The sequence below is a fragment of the Microbacterium sp. CFBP9023 genome (assembly GCF_034045055.1).
Classification (GTDB): domain Bacteria; phylum Actinomycetota; class Actinomycetes; order Actinomycetales; family Microbacteriaceae; genus Microbacterium.
Window position 1 is genome coordinate 33,230 of sequence record NZ_JAXCWI010000004.1, and the last position, 18,518, is coordinate 51,747.

General features: G+C 69.2%; 17 protein-coding genes. 11 read left to right on the forward strand and 6 right to left on the reverse strand.

Translation table 11 applies throughout. From position 1 onward, the window contains the following. Positions 1-51 precede the first annotated feature (51 nt). The 7 genes from SOM10_RS17685 to SOM10_RS17715 are packed head-to-tail and all read left to right on the forward strand — an operon-like array spanning position 52 to position 9,206. The gene (locus SOM10_RS17685) at positions 52-1,416 is read left to right on the forward strand and encodes a hypothetical protein (protein ID WP_053098675.1); all 1,365 of its coding nucleotides are present in this window, start codon (positions 52-54) and stop codon (positions 1,414-1,416) included. Further along, positions 1,413-2,657: an FHA domain-containing protein gene (locus SOM10_RS17690; protein WP_053098676.1), complete on the forward strand. Its 1,245-nt coding sequence runs from the start codon at positions 1,413-1,415 to the stop codon at positions 2,655-2,657. The genes SOM10_RS17685 and SOM10_RS17690 overlap by 4 nt, the downstream gene beginning before the upstream one ends. Continuing rightward, on the forward strand, positions 2,654-6,628 hold the full coding sequence (gene eccCa / locus SOM10_RS17695) for a type VII secretion protein EccCa (protein WP_230100959.1): 3,975 nt from the start codon (positions 2,654-2,656) through the stop codon (positions 6,626-6,628). The genes SOM10_RS17690 and eccCa overlap by 4 nt, the downstream gene beginning before the upstream one ends. Before the next feature lie 19 nt (positions 6,629-6,647). Continuing rightward, on the forward strand, positions 6,648-6,950 hold the full coding sequence (locus tag SOM10_RS17700) for an SAV_915 family protein (RefSeq protein WP_053098678.1): 303 nt from the start codon (positions 6,648-6,650) through the stop codon (positions 6,948-6,950). Further along, positions 6,947-7,243, forward strand: a complete 297-nt coding sequence (locus SOM10_RS17705; protein ID WP_053098679.1) for a hypothetical protein — start codon at positions 6,947-6,949, stop codon at positions 7,241-7,243. The genes SOM10_RS17700 and SOM10_RS17705 overlap by 4 nt, the downstream gene beginning before the upstream one ends. Then, complete coding sequence (locus SOM10_RS17710) at positions 7,243-8,454, forward strand: hypothetical protein (protein WP_285363885.1); 1,212 nt, start codon at positions 7,243-7,245, stop codon at positions 8,452-8,454. The genes SOM10_RS17705 and SOM10_RS17710 overlap by 1 nt, the downstream gene beginning before the upstream one ends. Beyond that, positions 8,454-9,206: a hypothetical protein gene (locus SOM10_RS17715; protein WP_320491404.1), complete on the forward strand. Its 753-nt coding sequence runs from the start codon at positions 8,454-8,456 to the stop codon at positions 9,204-9,206. The genes SOM10_RS17710 and SOM10_RS17715 overlap by 1 nt, the downstream gene beginning before the upstream one ends. A gap of 25 nt (positions 9,207-9,231) precedes the next feature. Here the strand turns inward: SOM10_RS17715 and SOM10_RS17720 are convergent, their stop codons facing one another. Beyond that, entirely contained in the window at positions 9,232-9,702 is a 471-nt protein-coding gene (locus SOM10_RS17720) for a recombinase family protein (protein WP_056276664.1), read from the reverse strand. Between the two features lie 52 nt (positions 9,703-9,754). Beyond that, on the reverse strand, positions 9,755-10,744 hold the full coding sequence (locus SOM10_RS17725; RefSeq protein WP_072590671.1) for a malate dehydrogenase: 990 nt from the start codon (positions 10,742-10,744) through the stop codon (positions 9,755-9,757). A gap of 50 nt (positions 10,745-10,794) precedes the next feature. Here SOM10_RS17725 and ypfJ point away from each other — a divergent pair, with 50 nt between their 5' ends. After that, complete coding sequence (gene ypfJ, locus SOM10_RS17730) at positions 10,795-11,676, forward strand: KPN_02809 family neutral zinc metallopeptidase (protein ID WP_056276671.1); 882 nt, start codon at positions 10,795-10,797, stop codon at positions 11,674-11,676. Between the two features lie 9 nt (positions 11,677-11,685). Then, entirely contained in the window at positions 11,686-12,648 is a 963-nt protein-coding gene (pip, locus tag SOM10_RS17735; protein ID WP_320491409.1) for a prolyl aminopeptidase, read from the forward strand. 24 nt (positions 12,649-12,672) lie between these two features. On the opposite strand, the gene SOM10_RS17740 is transcribed toward pip, so the two are convergent. The 3 genes from SOM10_RS17740 to SOM10_RS17750 are packed head-to-tail and all read right to left on the reverse strand — an operon-like array spanning position 12,673 to position 16,155. Continuing rightward, positions 12,673-14,427 (reverse strand): aldehyde dehydrogenase family protein, encoded by a 1,755-nt coding sequence (locus SOM10_RS17740; RefSeq protein ID WP_320491411.1) that lies wholly within the window; start codon positions 14,425-14,427, stop codon positions 12,673-12,675. Between the two features lie 28 nt (positions 14,428-14,455). Beyond that, on the reverse strand, positions 14,456-15,853 hold the full coding sequence (locus SOM10_RS17745; RefSeq protein ID WP_320491413.1) for an MFS transporter: 1,398 nt from the start codon (positions 15,851-15,853) through the stop codon (positions 14,456-14,458). Between the two features lie 38 nt (positions 15,854-15,891). After that, the gene (locus tag SOM10_RS17750; RefSeq protein ID WP_053098687.1) at positions 15,892-16,155 is read right to left on the reverse strand and encodes a glutaredoxin family protein; all 264 of its coding nucleotides are present in this window, start codon (positions 16,153-16,155) and stop codon (positions 15,892-15,894) included. Positions 16,156-16,263: 108 nt separating this feature from the next. On the opposite strand from SOM10_RS17750, the gene SOM10_RS17755 reads away from it, so the two are divergent. Continuing rightward, positions 16,264-16,656 (forward strand): SIP domain-containing protein, encoded by a 393-nt coding sequence (locus tag SOM10_RS17755; protein ID WP_056276678.1) that lies wholly within the window; start codon positions 16,264-16,266, stop codon positions 16,654-16,656. Between the two features lie 49 nt (positions 16,657-16,705). Here the strand turns inward: SOM10_RS17755 and SOM10_RS17760 are convergent, their stop codons facing one another. Continuing rightward, positions 16,706-17,167: an adenylyltransferase/cytidyltransferase family protein gene (locus SOM10_RS17760; RefSeq protein WP_053098689.1), complete on the reverse strand. Its 462-nt coding sequence runs from the start codon at positions 17,165-17,167 to the stop codon at positions 16,706-16,708. Positions 17,168-17,329: 162 nt separating this feature from the next. Between SOM10_RS17760 and SOM10_RS17765 the strand changes: the two genes are divergently transcribed. After that, positions 17,330-18,508 (forward strand): glycosyltransferase, encoded by a 1,179-nt coding sequence (locus SOM10_RS17765; RefSeq protein WP_320491417.1) that lies wholly within the window; start codon positions 17,330-17,332, stop codon positions 18,506-18,508. Positions 18,509-18,518 lie beyond the last annotated feature (10 nt).

Below are 18,518 nucleotides of genomic sequence, written 5' to 3' on the forward strand. Positions count from 1 at the left end.
GTCGGTCACGCCGCGGAGTGAGCAGCCGCACACGGTCGATAGGGTTCAGGTATGTCAGTCGAAACGGTAGAACGGCGTCGGATCGTTCTTCAGAGCGAGGACCGTCGTTTCGACCTCTCGCTTCCCTTCGACGAGACCCTCGATGACGCGCTCGTCCTCAGCGGACTGTCGACGGCCGATCGCTTCGCGACGATCGGTCCCGGCGGATTCGAGATCCCCGGCGACACCGAATGCGAGGACCTCATCGACGGAGGCCTCTACGCGCTGATCGACCGCACGGCACTCGCGCCGCAGGCGCGAGCCACGGGCGCGCCGGAGCGGCCTTCGCGCGCGGACCACGGCGCCCGATGGTGGATGCTCGGCGTCAGCGGACTGCTGCTCGTCGCGGTCTTCGCCCAGGGGGCCGGAGATCCGCTGCTCAGGCTCCTGATCGGTCTCCTCCTCGTGGTCGGCGCCGTGAGCGGTGCCGTCGCATGGTCGCGCCGGGACTCCGCAGCGGGGGTGCGCGGCATCCTCGGCGTCCTCGCGCCTGTCCTCCTGTCGTTCTCGGCCGGAGCGCTCCTGATCCCGGCTCAGCTCGACGCGAGTGCGCACCTCTCTGCCGCATCCGGGTTCCTCGCCGCGGGCATCACCACTTCGGTCATCGCCGTCTCTGCGCGAGCCCGTCCGATGCGCGCGGCCGCCGGAACGGCGACCGTGCTCCTCGTGGGTCTCGCGGCGGTCTGGGGGCTCTCGCTGCTGCTGCGATGGGGCCCCGCCGAGGCCGCAGCCATCTCTCTCGGACTCGTGCCGCTCGGGCTGCGCGCACTGCCCAGCAGCCTGGTGAACCTCCCGGAGGGGTACTTCATCGACTACAAGCACTTCATGACCAGCCGGTGGACGGTCCGAGGGGCGATCCCGGAGTCGGTCGGGCTGCTGCGGCCCGAGCGCATCATCGCCGTCGTCGATGACTCCTCGGCCCGGCTCATCGCCGGAACAGCGGTGCTCAGCGTCGTCGCCGCGCTCATGGCTCCTCTCGCCTTCCTGCGCCCGTGGCCGGACGACCCCTTCGTGATCTCGGGTGGCATCGCACTCCTCGTCTGCGTCGCGCTCGCACTCCTCCTCACCCCTCGGCACACGACGTCGCGCATCCTCCGCTGGCTCCCGCGTGCGGCGGCGGCGGTGGTGTCCGTGGTCGCCGGGCTGCAGGCGGCCGCAGCGCTGGGCTCCGGCTTCCAGGTGCTCGGCGCCGCCGTGCTGTTCGCGGTGGGCCTCGCGGCGGTCGCCGTGATCATCCCCGTCTCCCGCGGCGCGAGCTCACTCATCTGGTCGCGCTTCGGTGACGCCTTCGAATGGCTCGCCGTCGCCCTCGCCCTTCCCGCGGCGCTGCTCTACGCGAATGTGCTGTCCCTCGTTCGTGGAATGATGGCCGGATGAGCGGGAACGGTGAACCACAGTCCTGGCCGGGCGGTGGAGCGATCCCACCCGTCCAGCCCGGACCCGGCCAGCTCGGGGAGGTCCCGGCGCTGCCACCGGCACTGATCGCCGCGGCACCCGGTGTCGACGGCGCGCCCCTCCGGTCCGCATCCGCGCCTCCCAGCCCCACTCCGATCGTCTCGACACGCGCCAGGACGAGACGACCCGAAGACGGGCTCGGTCCGGCTTTCGTCGGCTCGCCCGCGGGGACCGGGGCGCGGATCGCCGCCTTCACGCTCGACAGCGCCGCCGTCATCCTCGCCGCGTCCATCGTCCTCATCACCACTCGCAGCATGCTGCTGGCCGGCCTCACGGTCGCCGAGCTCGCGATCTTCCTGTGCGTGCTCGAAGCGCGCACAGGACTCACCCTGGGCAACGCCGTGCTGCGTCTGCGCGCGTCTCGCGGCGACCGGCCGTACTCGCCCGGCGTGGGGCGCCAGTTCGTGCGGGGGATCATCACCGGCGCCGGCTTCCTCGTCGCGGTCGGCAGCTGGGTCGTCGTCGCCTCGAGCGCATGGGACCGTGGCGGACGTCGTCAATCGTGGGCCGATCGCGTGGCCGGCACGGTCGTCGTCGCCGTCCCGCCTCGGGCGCCCGCCGATGCGCCGCAGGAGGCGACGGTCGCCGAGGTCGCCACTCCGCTCGCTCCTCCGCAGGTCGTGCCTCTCGGTGCCCATCCGTCCGTCGTCGACGAGGACTCCGAGCCCACCGACGCCCGCGCGGCCTCGCACCGCACCGAGAAGCCCGCCCCCGCGGCCCAGGGTGACGACAAGCCGCTCTTCACGGTCGCCCCGGCGGCTGCGCAGCATTCCGATGCTCCGACTCCGGCATCCGAGTCCGGGGCGCTGCTCCTGATCTTCGACACCGGCCAGCGCGTGCAGCTGGGGCTCCCTCTGGCGGCGAACATCGGTCGCGCGCCGGTGGCGAGTGTGCACGACGATCGGCTGGTGACCGTGACCGACCCCGACTCCTCGGTGTCGAAGACGCACCTCCGGCTCGAGCACTCGCGCGGCAGAACCTGGGTGACCGATTTCGGCTCCACCAACGGGTCCGACATCCGATCCGACGACGGGCAGACGACCGAGCTCGTCGCCGGCGAGCGCGTTCTGCTCGACGACGCCGACCGGGTGCGCATCGGCAATCGCAGCTTCACCATCAGCCTCCTGCTGGCCACCGACAGCAGCGCCGGAGAGAGAGCATGACAGGACCCCGTCTCGCGCCGCCCCGAGTCCCCTCCGGAAAGCTCCCCGTCCAGGCGCCGCCCGAGCTGCAGCCCAATGACGGCGGTATGGGAATCCTCGGATCCCTCCTGCCGATGCTGGGCAGCGTGGGCGCGATCGTCATGGTCACGATGTCGAACCAGTCGGTGACCGGACTGCTCACCGGCGGGATGTTCCTGCTGTCGTCGCTCGGCTTCGTGGCGGTGAACGGATGGCGTCAGCGATCCCAGCGGCAGGCCGCGACGCTCGGCTCGCGCCGTGAGTATCTCGCCTACCTGACCGAGCTGCGTCAGACCGTGCGGGTCGCGGCTCGCCAGCAGCGCCGTGCCGCGAACTGGCACCTCCCCGCACCGTCGGCGCTGCCGTACATCGCCGAAGAGCGCACCAGGGTGTGGGAACGCGGGATGAACGACCCCGACTTCCTCACGGTGCGTGTCGGCACGAGCGACCAGCCGCTGTGCATCTCGCTTGAGGCGCCGGAGCTGCCGCCGCTCGCCCAGCTCGACCCGGTCGCCGCCTCTGCCGCGCACCGCTTCATGCTGACGCACGAGATCCAGAAGAACCTCTCGCTCGGCATCACGCTGCGCGACTACGCCCGTGTCGAGATCACGGGAGACGAGACCGAGTCCCGCGGCCTCGCGCGCGCCATCCTGCTGCACCTCGCGACGATGCACGACCCCGACACGGTGCAGGTCGTCATCGCGGCGGACGCGGCGGTGCTCCCGCAGTGGGAGTGGGCGAAGTGGATGCCGCACACGCACTCGCGCACGGTCAGGGACGGACTCGGCGCTGCGCGCATGATCGGCTCTCAGCTGTCGGAGCTCGAGGAGATGCTTCCGGCCGAGGTCAGGGAGCGGTCGCGTTTCGCGCGCGACGGATCCGGTGCCAAGGTGCCGCACATCGTCATCCTGACCGATGGGGTCAGCACCTCCTTCAACGACGCGCTCGTCAGCGGCGACGGCGTGCAGGGTGTGACCGTGATCGACCTCCCCTCGCGGTGGGGCGATCTCGACGATCCGAACGCCCTGCGCATCGCGTTCGAGCCGGGGGACAAGGGTCGCCGAGCCGAGCTGGTCAGCCTGCAGGTTCCCGCGCGTCCGTTCGAAGCCGACTCGATCAGCATCGTCGAGGCCGAGGCGACAGCGCGTCGACTCATCGCCCTCTACGCGGGTGGCACGACCATCGCGAAGAAGAAGAGCGCGACGGATCAGGCGGAGCTCGTCGAGCTGCTCGGCCTTCCCGACGTCCGCGATCTCGATCTCGATGCCGCGTGGGCCCCGCGTCTCGAGCGCGACCGTCTCCGGGTGCCCATCGGGCAGACCGAAGACGGCAGCCCTCTGATCCTCGACATCAAGGAATCGGCCCAGCAGGGCATGGGCCCGCACGGCCTCATCATCGGTGCGACGGGTTCGGGCAAGTCCGAGGTCCTCCGCACGCTCGTGCTCGCGCTGGCGATGACGCATTCTCCCGAGCAGCTCAACTTCGTGCTGGTCGACTTCAAGGGTGGTGCCACCTTCGCCGGTATGGCGGACATGCCCCACGTCTCGGCGATCATCACGAACCTCGGCGAGGAGATCTCGCTCGTCGACCGTATGCAGGATGCGCTGCAAGGCGAGATGGTCCGCCGTCAGGAGCTGCTGCGGGCGACGGGGCCCTTCGCCAACGTCGCAGACTACGAGAAGGCCCGCCGTGGCGGACGCACGGACCTCGCTCCGCTTCCCGCTCTGCTCATCGTCGCCGACGAGTTCTCGGAGCTGCTGTCGGCGAAGCCGGAGTTCGTCGACACGTTCGTCAACATCGGTCGCCTCGGACGTTCGCTCCAGGTGCACCTGCTGCTCTCCTCGCAGCGCCTGGAGGAGGGCAAGCTGCGCGGTCTCGACACGCACCTGTCGTACCGGATCGGCCTCCGCACGTTCTCAGCCGCCGAGTCGCGCACCGTGCTCGGAGTTCCTGACGCGTACCACCTGCCCACTCAGCCCGGTGCCGGAATCCTGAAGTCCGACACCGAGACGATGACGCAGTTCCGCGCAGCCTATGTGTCCGGGCCCCCGCCCCGCCGTCGGCGCCGCGCGACATCGGGCTCTGCGCAGAGCACCGGGTCGACAGCGGTCGAGCTCTTCACCGCAGCACCCGTGTGGCGGGCCGAGACGCCCGTCGACGAGCCTGAGGTCGTCGTCGACGCCGAGCCCGAAGAGAAGCGCAACACGTTCGAGATCGCCGTCGAGACGATGAGTGGCCGAGGACCGGCCGCCCATCAGGTGTGGCTCCCGCCGCTCGAGACGCCCGCGACGCTCGACCAGCTTTTCGGCGACCTCGTCGAAGACCCCGCCCTCGGTCTCATCTCCCCGCGCTGGCGGGGCGCCGGCGCACTCACCGTGCCGCTGGGAATCGTCGACGTGCCGCTCGAACAGCGACGCGAGAACCTCGCGATCTCGCTCGGAGGGGCGGCCGGTCACATGGCGATCGTGGGCGCTCCGCTCAGCGGCAAGAGCACCCTCGCCCGCACCACGTTGGTCGCGCTGGCGCTCACGCACACTCCGCAGGAGGTGCAGTTCTTCGTCATCGACTTCGGCGGCGGCAGCTTCACCGGCCTGCAGCGGTTCACGCACATCAGCGGGGTGGCCACGCGTTCGGAACCCGACATCGTGCGTCGCACGGTGGCCGAGGTCACGGGCCTGCTCAACGCCCGCGAGGTGTACTTCCGTCAGAACGGCATCGACTCGATCGACACCTATCGCCAGCGCCGCGCCCAGGGCCTCGCCGACGACGGCTACGGCGACATCTTCCTCCTGGTCGACGGCTGGGGAACCCTGCGTGCCGAGTTCGAGATGCTCGAACCGCAGATCCAGGCGATCGCCGCGCGCGGTCTCACCTACGGTGTGCACATCGTCATCACGGCGTCGCGCTGGATGGAGGTCCGAGCCAACATCAAGGACCTCATCGGCACCCGCATCGAGCTGCGCCTCGGCGATCCGACCGACTCCGAGGTCAACCGCAAGGCCGCCGAGAACGTCACGTCGATCCCGGGCCGCGGACTCAACGAGAACGGCCTGCAGATGCTGACCGCACTGCCGCGCATCGACGGTGTCGATGACGCCTCCTCGCTGGCCGACGGCATCGATGACCTGGTCACCCGGGTGGCATCAGCGTGGCACGGCCCCGCGGGTCCGAAGCTTCGTCTGCTGCCGTCGCGCATCAGCCACGCCGATCTGCGAGCGGTCGCCGCCGCCGCTTCGACCGACGGCTCGGAACCCCGCGAGATCCTGCTGGGAATCGACGAGGCCAACCTCGCCCCGTTCTCGATCGATCCGCTCGAAGAGCCTCTGCTCTACCTCTACGGCGACGCCGACTCGGGCAAGTCGTCGATGCTCCGTGGTGTCGTGCATGAGATCACGCGTCTCTACGGCCCGACGGAGGCGAAGATCTTCGTCGTCGACTATCGCCGAGCGCTGCTGGGCGAGATACCGCAGGAGTATCTCGGCGCCTACCTCACGTCGCACGAGATGACCGAGGGCGGGATGAGCGAGCTCGCGCAGTTCTTCCAGAGCCGCATCCCCGGCGCCGATGTCACGCCCGACCAGCTGCGCTCCCGGTCGTGGTGGAAGGGCGCCGAAGGTTTCGTGCTGATCGACGACTACGACCTCGTGGCGACGTCGCAGGGCAATCCGGTCGCTGTGCTCGCACCTCTGCTCGCGCAGGCCGCCGACCTCGGGCTCCACGTGATCCTCACGCGTCGCACCGGCGGAGCCAGCCGCGCGGCCTACGATCCGATCATCCAGCGGATGACCGACCTGGGTGCCACCGGCATCCTGCTCTCGGGAAACCCCGAGGAGGGTCAGCTGATCGGCAAGGTCAAGGCGATCCCGGCCATTCCGGGGCGTGCCCAGATCGTCAGCCGAGACCGCGGGCTGGTCGCCGCCCAGCTGCTGTGGGTGCCGCCGAGCTACCAGTAGGACCGAGAGAGAGGCCGTCATGACCTTCGAACCCCTAACGCCGTCTCAGCCGATGGTGCCGCCCGTGCTGTATCTGCCGTTGAGCGTGACGTCGACTCCGGAGGCGCAGCTCGTCGAGATCAGGGAGTTGAAGGACGGGCGGCTCGCTCTCCTTGCATACACGGCGCTCGACCGGCTGCTGACGCTTGCGGGCGAACGGCAGCCGTGGATCCTGGTGCGCACTGAGGACCTCGCGGAGATCAAGCGCGCGCAGCCGTACGACGTCGTGATCTTCGATCTCGATGTGCCCGCGTCGTATCGACGGGACGGGGCGATCGCATGACTCGCATCGCGATGGACCCGGAGGTCATGGCCGTCCACGCGAGCATGCATGAGGAGGCCGTGGAGGCGATCGAAGGCAAGCTCGCCGCCATTCCGACCGCCGTCGACGGTGGCCTCGCTTCCGATGCGGTGGCGGCGATCATGATGCGGGTCGGTGACGGCGTCGACGCGCTGTACCGGATCAACGGCACGCTCGGAGAGATCGTCCGTGCCATCGCACAGGATTCCGCGACGAACGAGCAGGACGTGATCGATCAGCTCACCCCGGTCGCGACGATCGTCGAGGACCTCTGATGACGATCGACACGACCACCCATGGTGACGCCGCCCAGGTGCGGGCGGCTGCGGAGTGGCTCGATCCCGGTCTGAAAGACGCGGCCGACGGGTCGTCCCGCACGACGAGCTTCATCCCGACGGGCGTGCGATCGCACTGGTACGGCGAATCGGCTGACGACTACGTCACCATCCTGTCGCGAACCACGGACGCGGCGGACGAGATCGCAGGGTTGGCGCGCGACGCGGCGGAGAAGCTGCGCTCGTACGCCGGCCAGTTGGAGCGGATGAAGGAGGACTTCGCCGCGCATCGGGAGAAGGCCCGCGGCGAGGGGCTCCCCGTGAACGGAATGGTGATCGGGCGGCCGGTCTCCCTGATTCCCGTGTGTCCTGCGACGCGCGACGATCCGTACTGGGATGAGTGGCAGCAGCACCTCGACCGCATCGACCTGTACAACAAGATCGCCGAGGACGTCGGTTCGTGGTGGGGCGAGCTCGAAGTCTGGATCAGCGAGAATCTCGACGGCTTCCTCGATGGGCTCCCGACGCAGTCCACCGCACAGAAGATCCTCGCCGGGCTCCACGAGGCGGGCGGTGAGGCTCCGAAGATCTACCTCGAAGGGCAGGCGCTCGCGTGGAAGACGACGGCGACCGACCTTGTCTCCCATGCGGAGGATCTCCGCCTCGGGGCCTCCGACTTCGTGCGCGAGCTGCGGTCCGGGAACCCGGCTGTGAAGGCGGCTGCGGAGGCGGCCAACCCCGGCGGAATGCGCTGGGCGGCGGACGAGGCGGAAGACCTCGCTCGGCGACTCTCCCGAGCGGGCAAGGCGCTGCCGGTCGTGGGCTGGGGCATCGACATCTGGAACCTGGGTTCCGACATGTCCACAGGTGACGACCCCTCCTCCACTGCTGTGGAGATCGGCGGCGGTGTCGTCGGCGGCATCGCTGCCACCGCCGGCGTTGCGGCTCTCGCCGCGGCGGGCGTGATCACCCTGCCGGTCTGGGGCACTGCGGTCGTCGTCGGCGGGGCTGCGGTGGCAGTGGGCGCCGGCGCTGTCTGGGCGTACGAGAGCTGGGTGCCGCAGGACGTGCGGGAGTCCATCGATGCAGGGATGGAGAACGCATGGGACGCGACCACGGACTTCGCCGAGGACGCGTGGGAGAACACCACCGATTTCGTCGGCGACGTCGGTGACGGCGTCGGGAAGGCGTGGAAGGGTCTGTTCGGGTGATGGGGCAGGAGAAGACCGCGGAGACCGTCTGGGTTCCCGGCCATGCCGGATGGCAGGGCCAGAAGGGGTCGACGACGGGGCTGGTGGTGCTCGGCGTCGTGCTCACGGCAGCAGTCGTCTTCTATGCGGTCACACTGCTGGCTGACCCCGCCCCGGCCATGAAGGTCCTCGGATCGGGGGTCGTGCTGGCGGTCGGCGTCGCGGCGTGGCTGTTGACCGCTCATCTCCGGATCGAACGGGTGAGGGTCGTACGGGTTGCGGTCGACGGATCGACGGTCGTGTTCGGCGGTGCGGCGGAGGTCGTCTGGCCGCTGCGCGCGTTCGTCGCAGCCGGAGCGCTGCTCCTCGCCGGATGGGCGTGGAGCATCTTCACCGTTCCTGCCGAACGGATGACGATACTGACTCTGCTGGGCGTGCCGGTGATCGGGCTGATCCTGCTCACCGTCGGCGTGCGCTCGTGGTTCCGTCCTCTCGACGGCCATCGCCTCACCCTGCGTCGTGACGGGGTCGAGCTGCGGATTCCACGCAACCGCGTGAATGCGGCCTGGGATGAGATCTCGGCTGCATCATTGGAGGGCGATCGCGTGGTCGTCCGGACGACGACGACGCGACCATCCTCGTGGGCGACGCGCGATCTCGCGAGTGATCCGGTGATCCTCGCGGAACTCGTCTCCTTCTACGGGAAACGCCCCGAGGCCCGCGCCGAGATCGGAGCGGGAACTCTCGCTCGACTTCGCTCGGGAGACTTCTGAGCGCGAGACATGTGAACCCGCGAGCTCAGCGCGTGGCGTCGGCCAGATGACGCGCGTCGTGACTCAGCACCTTGACGATGATGCCGTGGCGACGCAGCTCCTTGGCGGTACGCGCGCCCTCTTCGGAGTCGCGGCCGAGAGCGTTGATGTTCGCCACGACCAGGACGTCACCGGGCTTCAGTGTGCTGATCAATCGCGACAGCCGATCGCTCCAGCTCTCGAGGATGTCGGGAGCGGGGTGCCGGAATCCTTCGATCGGCACCCCGAAACGCGTGAGATCGTCGCGCTGCTCGACCACCGAGGGCATGCCCTCGCGGGAGACCACGAGCCCGACCAGACGTGAACCGTCCGGGCGTGCGAGCCAGAAGTCGCGATTCTGCTGCAGTTCGGTGAAGCACTTGGGGCACTCCGCAGCCGCGTGCGGCAGATGCAGCGGGCTCGTCAGGGCCTCGTCGACGGATGCCGTCGCCTTCATGGGATCGATCGTCTCGCTCATCGCGCACCTCCGGCATCCATTCTGCCCTGCGCGGAGCCGGAGCGGTGACCTTTCAGAGCATCCCGAGGGCTGTGACCGCGTCCCGTTCCTCGACGAGCTCGGCCACCGAGGCGTCGATGCGCGTGCGGGCCCACTCGCTGACCTCGAGCCCCTCGACGATCTGCCATTCTCCGTCGACCGACCGCACGGGGAACGACGAGATCAGGCCGGCGGGCACGCCGTACTCGCCATGCGAGACCACGCCGGCCGAGGTCCAGTCGTCGGTGCCGCGCACCCAGTCGCGCACATGCTCGATCGTGGCGTTCGCGGCGGAGGCGACGGACGATGAGCCGCGCACCTCGATGATCTCGGCACCTCGCTTCGCGACCCGGGGGATGAAGGTCTGCTCGAGCCACGTGGGCACATCGCCGACGATGGCCTCGAGCGCATCCGCGACGGGCCTGCCGCCGACGGTCGCGTGCGAGACGTCGGGGAACTGCGTCGCGGAGTGATTGCCCCAGATCGGCACACGTCGCACGGTGTCGACCGGCACGGCGAGCGTCTGTGCCAGCTGGGCTCTGGCGCGATTCTCGTCGAGCCGGGTGAGCGCCGCGAATCGCTCGGCCGGAACGCCGTCCGCGGAGGCCGACGCGATCAGCGCGTTCGTGTTCGCCGGGTTGCCGACCACCGTGACCCGCACGCCATCCGCGGCATGGGCGGCGATCGCGGCACCCTGGGGGCCGAAGATGCCGGCGTTGGCCGCGAGCAGGTCTCCGCGCTCCATGCCCGGCCCGCGCGGTCTCGCGCCGACGAGCAGAGCGAGATCGCACCCGTCGAAGCCGACGGCCGGGTCGTCCGTGACCTCGACGTGCTCGAGCAGTCCGAAGGCGCCGTCCTGCAGTTCGAGGGCCGCACCCTCGGCGGCGCCGAGTCCCTGAGGGATCTCGAGCAGCCGCAGCCGTACCTTCTCGTCGGGGCCCAGCAGGTCTCCCGCGGCGATCCTGAAGAGCAGTGCGTAGCCGATCTGTCCGCCCGCACCCGTGAGCGTGATGGTGGTCGTCATGCCTCGAGCCTACGACGGTGCGAGCCCGTGGTGCAGAGTACCCTCGTGGCATGACCTTCAACCCTGACGCAGACGTCTCCGGCAACACGGCCCGCCGACGTGGCCGTGGTGCCGTCGTAGCCGGAGCGGGCGGCGTCGGCCTGCTCGGCATCATCGCCCTGATCGCCGGACCCCTGCTCGGCATCGATCTGACCGGCCTCCTGGGCGGCGGCACGACGGGTGGCGGGACGGAGCCGCAGGGTGGCAGTGTGATCGAGAACTGCCAGACCGGCGAGGATGCCAACGAGAACGTCGACTGCCGTGTCGCCGCATCCCAGCTCGCGCTCGACGGCTACTGGGAGGACTACATCGATCCGTATCGGCCGCCGCAGCTGATCGTGGTCGATGGAGCGACCTCGACCGCCTGCGGCACCGCGTCGAACGCGGTCGGTCCCTTCTACTGCCCGCCGGATGAGACGGTCTACATCGACCCCACGTTCTTCGATCTGATGGAGCAGCAGTTCGGAGCATCCGCCGGCAACCTCGCCCAGCTGTACATCGTCGGGCACGAGTGGGGACACCACATCCAGTACATCACCGGCGTCATGGACAGGTACCCGAACAACGGCACGGGGCCGGACAGCAACGGCGTGCGCGTCGAGCTGCAGGCCGACTGCTATGCGGGTGCGTGGATCGGGCAGATGACGAAGGAGAAGGACCCCGACGGGGTTCCCTACCTCCTGCCGCCGACCGAGGCGGAGCTCGAGGACGCCCTTAACGCCGCGAACACCGTCGGCGACGACAACATCCAGCAGCAGTCGTCCGGCACCGTCAATCCCGAGAGCTTCACGCACGGCACGAGTGTGCAGCGCAAGGCCTGGTTCGCCCAGGGATACACCAACGGTCTGGACGTCTGTGAGCAGCCGCTGACCGTGTCCGGCGGAGAGCTGTAGGCAGGCGCGATGGACCTGGACGCGCTGTACCCGCCCATCGAGCCCCATGAGACGGGCGAGCTGCTCGTCGGTGACGGACACCGCATGTACTGGGAGGTCAGCGGGAACCCCGAGGGCAAGCCCGTGGTCTTCCTCCACGGCGGACCGGGCAGTGGCACCTCGCCCTGGCAGCGACGATTCTTCGACCCGGAGGTCTACCGCATCGTGCTGCTCGACCAGAGGGGCTGCGGGCGCAGCACCCCGCACGCGAGTGCGCCGGACGCCGACCTCCGCTTCGTCACCACCGCGCACCTGATCGCCGACATCGAGCTGCTGCGCAAGAACCTCGGCGTCGAGCAGTGGCAGGTGTTCGGGGGATCGTGGGGTAGCGCGCTCGCACTCGCCTATGCGCAGGCTCATCCGGATGCCGTCAGCGAGCTGATCCTGCGAGGCGTCTTCACCCTTCGGCGCGCAGAGCTCGAATGGTTCTACGAGGGCGGGGCCGCCGCGCTGTTCCCCGACCTGTGGGAGGAGTTCATCGCTCCGATTCCGGTGCTCGAGCGCTCGCACATGATCGAGGCCTACCACCGGCGTCTGTTCGACGCCGACCCTGCGGTGCATGGTCCGGCGGCGGTGGCCTGGTCACGGTGGGAGGCGTCGACCGTGACCCTTCGCCCGGACGCCGCGCAGATCGAGGCGATGTCAGACCCGGACACGGCTATCGCCTTCGCCCGGATCGAGAATCACTTCTTCGTGAATCGCGGATGGTGGAGCGAGGGTCAGCTGATCGACGGTGTCGACGGCATCCGCCATATCCCGACGGTCATCGTGCAGGGACGCCACGACGTGTGCACGCCGATGATGACGGCGTGGGATCTGCACGTGGCCTGGCCGGAGGCGGAGTTCGTCGTGGTCGACGACGCGGGTCACTCGGCGACGGAGCCCGGCATCCAGCGAGCGCTGCGTGCAGCGACCGACCGCTTCTCGGCCTGACGGCTCGCGGCCGCAGGGAGTGCGTCAGGCGCGCAGAGCCGCAGTCAGCGTCTTCACCAGCCGGATCAGACCGCCGTCGGCGCGGAATCGCGTGAGCCCTTCGCTGACCGTCGCCCCCGTGCGCGCGGAGACGAACCACGGCGGCTTCGGGAGGATGCTGAGGCGTCCGCCGCCATTCGCCACCGGGAGCGACCGGGGGAAGGGACGGAACGGTCCGCGGATCACCGAGCGCTCGACGCGGTCGAGCAGGAGCGCGTTGTGGACCACTCCGATGCCGCTGCCGACGTCGGCGATCGTGCTGCCGGGGAATGCTCCCCAGGTCATCGTCGGGGTGATGAAGCCGAAGGCGGTCCAGCCGTTGATCGCGATAGACCCGTAGCGCAGGGCGGCGATGGCACGGTCGAATCCGGCGCCGAGGGCCTTCTCGGTCGACGGCTCGATGAGCAGGTTCGCCCCGAGGGTCCCCTGCAGCCGGTCATTCGCATAGGCCACCGCCGAGTCGAGGAACTCCTGACCGGTTCCGGTGAGCGAGACGACGCCCAGCACCGGGGCGAAGTACTCGGTGCTCTGCAGCGCCGTGGCGTCGTCGCCGTCGGAGACCTCGACCAGCACTCTGTCGCCGAGCACGAGGGCATCGGGGTACGCGTCGGTCGCGAGGTGCATCCGCGAGGGGGAGCCCGGGTACCAGATCGGTCGTTCCGGAGCGTTCGCATAGGCGCGGCGGAGGGCCGCCCGGAAGTCATCGGCCTGCGCCCAGTCGGAGGACATGATGACCACCTGCCCGGCGATGCAGTTGTGGCCGCTGTTCTGCAGGCGCATGGTGGCGACGTGCTCGGCCTGGTACGTGAGATCGGCGTCGGTCCACTCGCCCGGCACGATGATGATGGGCGATACTCCGCCGAGCTCGGCGGTGATGGGCTTCTTCAGCAGCGGGCGGTCCTCACGGCGTCGCCGGGTGGCGGCAGCTCCGGTGCCCCACACGATCGTGTCGAAGGTCGCGGCCGATCCGGTGATGTGCACGTGCGCGAGGCCGGAATGGCCGGTGAGGTAGGTGCCGACCTCGGGCCCGCCACGGGTGATGCGCAGCAGTCCTGGGCCGATGAGCGGTGCGAGCGCCCGCTTGTAGACGGGCACCAGCGCATCCTGGGTCGGATTGACCTTGAGCAGCGCCGTGCGATTGTGCGCGAGCAGTTCGTAGAGCACGTCGAGCACGGGGATCGAGGTGATGTTGCCGGCGCCGAGCACGAGCCCCACGCCTCCCGATTCCGAGGGTGTGCGCTGGGCCAGTCCGGCCGCGGCGCGTGCGCCGTTCGGGGTCACCCCGGGTTCGAGCCAGACCTCGCCCGTGTAGCCCGAGAGCAGGAACCGATCGAGGCCCGTGAGAGGGAAGGCATGCACGCGGGTGCGTCCACCGGGGGCGCGGTCGATCGTGATCCCGTCGAGCGGATTGGTGCCGTGCGCGAGGCGCGCGAGGGTCTCGATGTAGGCGTCGAGGGCGCCGAGAACGCTGTAGGGACCGCTGAGCCATTCCTCGCCACGCAGCGGATGCCGGGCGTCGAGGCCCTTCGAGGCGGCTGCGGTGTGCGCCCAGTCCTCAGCAGCGGCGGCGACGCTCGAGCGGACGGCCCGCAGGAGCGTGACCCGCTGAGCCAGCGTCAGCGCTGCCCAGGTTCGGGTGCCGGCGTGCAGGTCCTCGATCGCGGTGTCGAGGCGAGTGCGCTCGGCCTCACCCAGCTCGGGGCTCGCCGTCGAAGCGGCGGGCGTTGTCGCAGAAGTCATCGGCGTCTCCTTCGGACGGGATCCCAGCTTATGTCGCGTACTCCGGTCGGGTGTCGATGTCGGCGCGACGCAGACGGTAGCGGCGGAGCGTCAGCAGGCTCGCTGCCATCAGGAACGAGGGGAGGATGCTGAACGCGAGCACGATGCCCGTGATCGCGGCATCCGGTTGTGAGGCTGTGGCACCTGCGACGCTCGACACGTAGCCCGTCGCGGCGAGGGTGAGGGACACAGCGCTCGCTCCGAGCGCGAACCCGATGGTCTCTCCCGCCGTCCACACTCCCGTGAAGGTGCCCGCCTGCCCGCGCCCGCTGTGCCGCTCATCGTGCGAGATCACGTCGGGGAGCATCGCCATGGGCAGCGACTGCAGTCCGGCGTAGGCGATGCCCGCCACCGCGATCGAGCCGTACATCCATGCTCCCGGCGTCCAGACCGCGACGACGAGCGATGCGGCGGCGGTCAGGAAGACCCCGCTCGCGATCGCGAACGCCCGCTCCTTGCCCAGGCGTCGCGCCACGATCGTCCAGCCGGGCGTCGCCACCAGGGCGGGACCGACGAGTGCCAGGAAGACCAGCGTGACGGCGTCCTCCGAGCGCAGCACCCAAGTGGCCACGTACTGCGCGCCGGCGAGCATCGTGCCGGTGGCGAGCGCCTGCAGGAGGAACGTGCCGAGCAGTGCGCGGAAGGGCTGGCTGCGACGCAACGTGCGCAGGCCCGCAGCGTACTGCTCACGCAGGCCCACGGGGGCGAGGGCCTTCGGTCGGTCAGCCGCGGCCATGCTCCGCGCGGCCGCATCGGCTGTCCGCGATGCGATGAGCATGCCGATGCTGATGACCACACCGGCGACCACGCCCATCAGCAGGTATCCCGTGACGGGGTCGGCGGTCGCCCGTCTCAACTCGGGTCCACCGGCGCCGAAGAGCAGGATGGATGCGGTGAGCACGACCACGCGCCACCCGAGCAGGCGGGTGCGCTCGTCGTACCCCGACGTCAACTCGGCGGGCAGCGCGACGTAGGGCACCTGGAACAGGCTGAATGACGTCGCGGTGGCGAGGAACGCGAGCAGCACGCACACCGCGCCGGCGAGGGGCCCCCACGACGGCGGCACCGCGAAAGTCAACGCGAAGAACACGGGGAGTGTCAGAGCGCCGACGACCATGAGTCCGCGACGCGAACCGGTCTTCGCGTACTGGCGGTCCGAGGCTGCGCCGATCAGGGGGTCGATGATGACGTCCCAGATCTTCGCCGCGGTCACGATGAGACCGGCCGCGAGTGCGGCGACGCCGAGATTGTCGGTCAGGAAGTACGTCAGCACGAGCCCGGGCAGCGTGGCATAGCCGCCTGTGCCGAGCGAGCCGATCGCGTACAGGGCGACCGTGCGAACGGGCAGGCGGACGGACGCCCGTTCGGGCCGAGCCGCGGTGCTCATCGCGCCAGTGTATCGGTGCGCGACGAGGCCGCTTCAGGTCAGATCAGGGAGAGTTCGCGGAGCTTCGACTCGACGTCCGCGTTCGACGGCTCGACGTGGTGCGAGGAGTCGGGGTAGACCACGACGGGGATGTTCGTGCGACCGGAGATCTCCTTCGCGACGTCGGCCGCGGAGGGGTCGGCGACGAGGTCGACATAGGTGTACTCCACGCCGAGGGAGTCGAGCTGCTTCTTGGTGCGGATGCAGTCGCGGCACCAATCGGCACCGAACATCGTGATGGCGGAGTCTGCAGGAGAAGTCATGTATCCAGCGTAGAGCCGCTCGGCTGGGCAGGCGCCGAGACGGCGGATGCGGCGATGCGACTGATCCGCCATTGATAGATAAGGGTACCCTTACCTATACTCGGGCGTATGAACAGCGCATGCGAGCACCTCGAGGATCCGGACTGGGAGAACATCGAGGGAGTCGTGCTGATCGCGGGTGATTCGACCGATGCTGGGGCCATCGCCGCCATCGCCGCTCGCATGCCGTGGGATGCCGAGGGGGTCATCCTCATCGAGGCGGCCGCTCGCATCCAGTTCCGCCACATCGACGTGCCCGAGGGAGTGTCCGTGCGGTGGCTGCTGCGCGGTGACGGTGCCCGTCAGCATGCGAAAGGCGAGCGCCTCGCGAACGCGGTGCACTCCTGGTGCGTCGAGTGGACGTGCGCGGAGCCGGCGCTGCAATGGACGGTCTGGCTCGGTGCGCACACGCCGCCGCACGTCGCACGGATGGCGCGCAGCCTGCTCGGCGTCGCGAACTGACTGACGGCAGGGTCCGGCCCGGGCCCGCCCCGCCGTCAGTCAGGGGCAGTCAGCGCGTCGCGAGCGCAGGAGCGCCGCCGACGGTCGCGCCTGCGCTGATCGCATCGAGCGCACGACGCAGCGACGAGCTCGACGTGTGCGCGGTGTACGGGAAGTACACGACCTCGACGCCGACCTCCCCGAACTCCCTCTCGAGCCGCAGGCCCTTCTCGGTGCCCCGCCAGTCGTCGCCCTTGAAGAAGTGCGTGAACTGCACGTCTCGCCACGAATCCATCTTCGACGGCGTGGTCTCGACGTACACATCATCGACGAACGAGATGTGACGGACGATCTCCGCCCGCTCAACGGTCGGGATGACGGGCTCGATGCCCTTCACCTGCCGCAGCATCTCATCGCTGACGACACCGGCGACGAGAATGTCGCAGTGCTGCTTGGCGTGACGAAGAAGGTTGAGATGCCCGACGTGAAACAGGTCGAAAGCACCCACGGCATAGCCGATGCGCGTCCCCATGATCTCCCCAGATCAGTATTTCCCCAGAGGCGGATCCCCATCCGCCCAGCGACTCCCACAGCCGCATCCCGTCACTCTAGCAGGTCGCGGTTTCCCGACGCATAGGAACACATGGAACTATGGAGTCCGCAGTGATGCCGGCACAGGCGAAGGGGGCGGACAGTGGGGACAGCGGTCACCGTCATCGTGCCGACCTTCAACGAACGCGACAACGTCGCTGAACTGGTGGCCCGCACCGCGCTCGCGCTCGCCGCGTACGATGCCGAGATCCTGTTCGTCGACGACAGCACAGACAGCACGGCCGCCGAGGTCGAGCGGGTGGCAGCCGATGCTCCGCTGCCCGTGCGCGTGATCCACCGGGCCGACAACACCGGCGGGCTCGGGGGAGCGGTCGTCGTCGGGCTGGAGGCCGCACAGCACGATCTCTGCATCGTCATGGACGGCGACCTGCAGCATCCGCCCGAGCTGCTTCCCGTTCTCCTGGGAAGGCACGGCGAAGGCGACGCCGATCTCGTGGCCGCCTCGAGATACATCGGCGGCGGCGACACGAGCGGCTTGGGAACGGCGGTCCGCTTCGGTGTCTCCAGGGCGGCCACCTGGCTGACACGGGCGATGTTCCCGATCCGTCTCGCCCGCAGCACCGATCCGATGACCGGGTTCTTCCTCGTCGACCGGTCGCGTCTGGACCTGGCAGCCCTCAAGCCGCAGGGATTCAAGATCCTCCTCGAGATCCTCGCTCGCACGGACCTCCGCATCGCCGAGGTGCCGATGGAGTTCGGCGAGCGTCGTCACGGGACCTCCAAAGCGAGCCTGCGTCAGGGGGCGACTTTCGTCGCGCACCTGGCCAGACTCCGATTCGGCAAGATGTCGCTCTTCGCGATCATCGGAGTGATCGGCGCGGCCGCGAACCTGGGGATCATGTGGCTGCTCACCGCCGCAGGTGTTCCTTATATATGGGCCGCGATCATCGGCGCCGAGGTCACGATCATCGGCAACTTCCTCCTGCAGGAGCGGTTCGTCTTCGCAGACATGCGCACGGACGCACGCGGACTGGGCGGCCGATTCGCCGCGTCGTTCACCTTCAACAACGTCGAAGCCGCACTGCGGATCCCCGTGATGGCGCTCATGGTCGAGACCTGGCATATCTCCAGCGTGCTCGCGACGGGGCTGTCGCTCATCGTCGCCTTCTTCGCGCGATTCCTCTTCCACTCCCTCGTGGTCTACGCGCCGCAGCGGCGGGCGAAGGAGGCGACGGAGGACGGGGAGCCGAAGCCGGACACGGCGACGCTGCGCATCATACGGGCGATCGATGCCGAGGCGATGAAGCCCGGCGAGCTCTGATCCGTCGCGT

Bases quoted from the DNA above. Each gene is read 5' to 3' on its own strand.
- SOM10_RS17685 (WP_053098675.1), top strand. From the start codon at position 52: ATGTCAGTCGAAACGGTAGAACGGCGTCGGATCGTTCTTCAGAGCGAG.
- SOM10_RS17690 (WP_053098676.1), top strand. From the start codon at position 1,413: ATGAGCGGGAACGGTGAACCACAGTCCTGGCCGGGCGGTGGAGCGATC.
- eccCa (WP_230100959.1), top strand. From the start codon at position 2,654: ATGACAGGACCCCGTCTCGCGCCGCCCCGAGTCCCCTCCGGAAAGCTC.
- SOM10_RS17700 (WP_053098678.1), top strand. From the start codon at position 6,648: ATGACCTTCGAACCCCTAACGCCGTCTCAGCCGATGGTGCCGCCCGTG.
- SOM10_RS17705 (WP_053098679.1), top strand. From the start codon at position 6,947: ATGACTCGCATCGCGATGGACCCGGAGGTCATGGCCGTCCACGCGAGC.
- SOM10_RS17710 (WP_285363885.1), top strand. From the start codon at position 7,243: ATGACGATCGACACGACCACCCATGGTGACGCCGCCCAGGTGCGGGCG.
- SOM10_RS17715 (WP_320491404.1), top strand. From the start codon at position 8,454: ATGGGGCAGGAGAAGACCGCGGAGACCGTCTGGGTTCCCGGCCATGCC.
- SOM10_RS17720 (WP_056276664.1), bottom strand. From the start codon at position 9,702: ATGAGCGAGACGATCGATCCCATGAAGGCGACGGCATCCGTCGACGAG.
- SOM10_RS17725 (WP_072590671.1), bottom strand. From the start codon at position 10,744: ATGACGACCACCATCACGCTCACGGGTGCGGGCGGACAGATCGGCTAC.
- ypfJ (WP_056276671.1), top strand. From the start codon at position 10,795: ATGACCTTCAACCCTGACGCAGACGTCTCCGGCAACACGGCCCGCCGA.
- pip (WP_320491409.1), top strand. From the start codon at position 11,686: ATGGACCTGGACGCGCTGTACCCGCCCATCGAGCCCCATGAGACGGGC.
- SOM10_RS17740 (WP_320491411.1), bottom strand. From the start codon at position 14,427: ATGACTTCTGCGACAACGCCCGCCGCTTCGACGGCGAGCCCCGAGCTG.
- SOM10_RS17745 (WP_320491413.1), bottom strand. From the start codon at position 15,853: ATGAGCACCGCGGCTCGGCCCGAACGGGCGTCCGTCCGCCTGCCCGTT.
- SOM10_RS17750 (WP_053098687.1), bottom strand. From the start codon at position 16,155: ATGACTTCTCCTGCAGACTCCGCCATCACGATGTTCGGTGCCGATTGG.
- SOM10_RS17755 (WP_056276678.1), top strand. From the start codon at position 16,264: ATGAACAGCGCATGCGAGCACCTCGAGGATCCGGACTGGGAGAACATC.
- SOM10_RS17760 (WP_053098689.1), bottom strand. From the start codon at position 17,167: ATGGGGACGCGCATCGGCTATGCCGTGGGTGCTTTCGACCTGTTTCAC.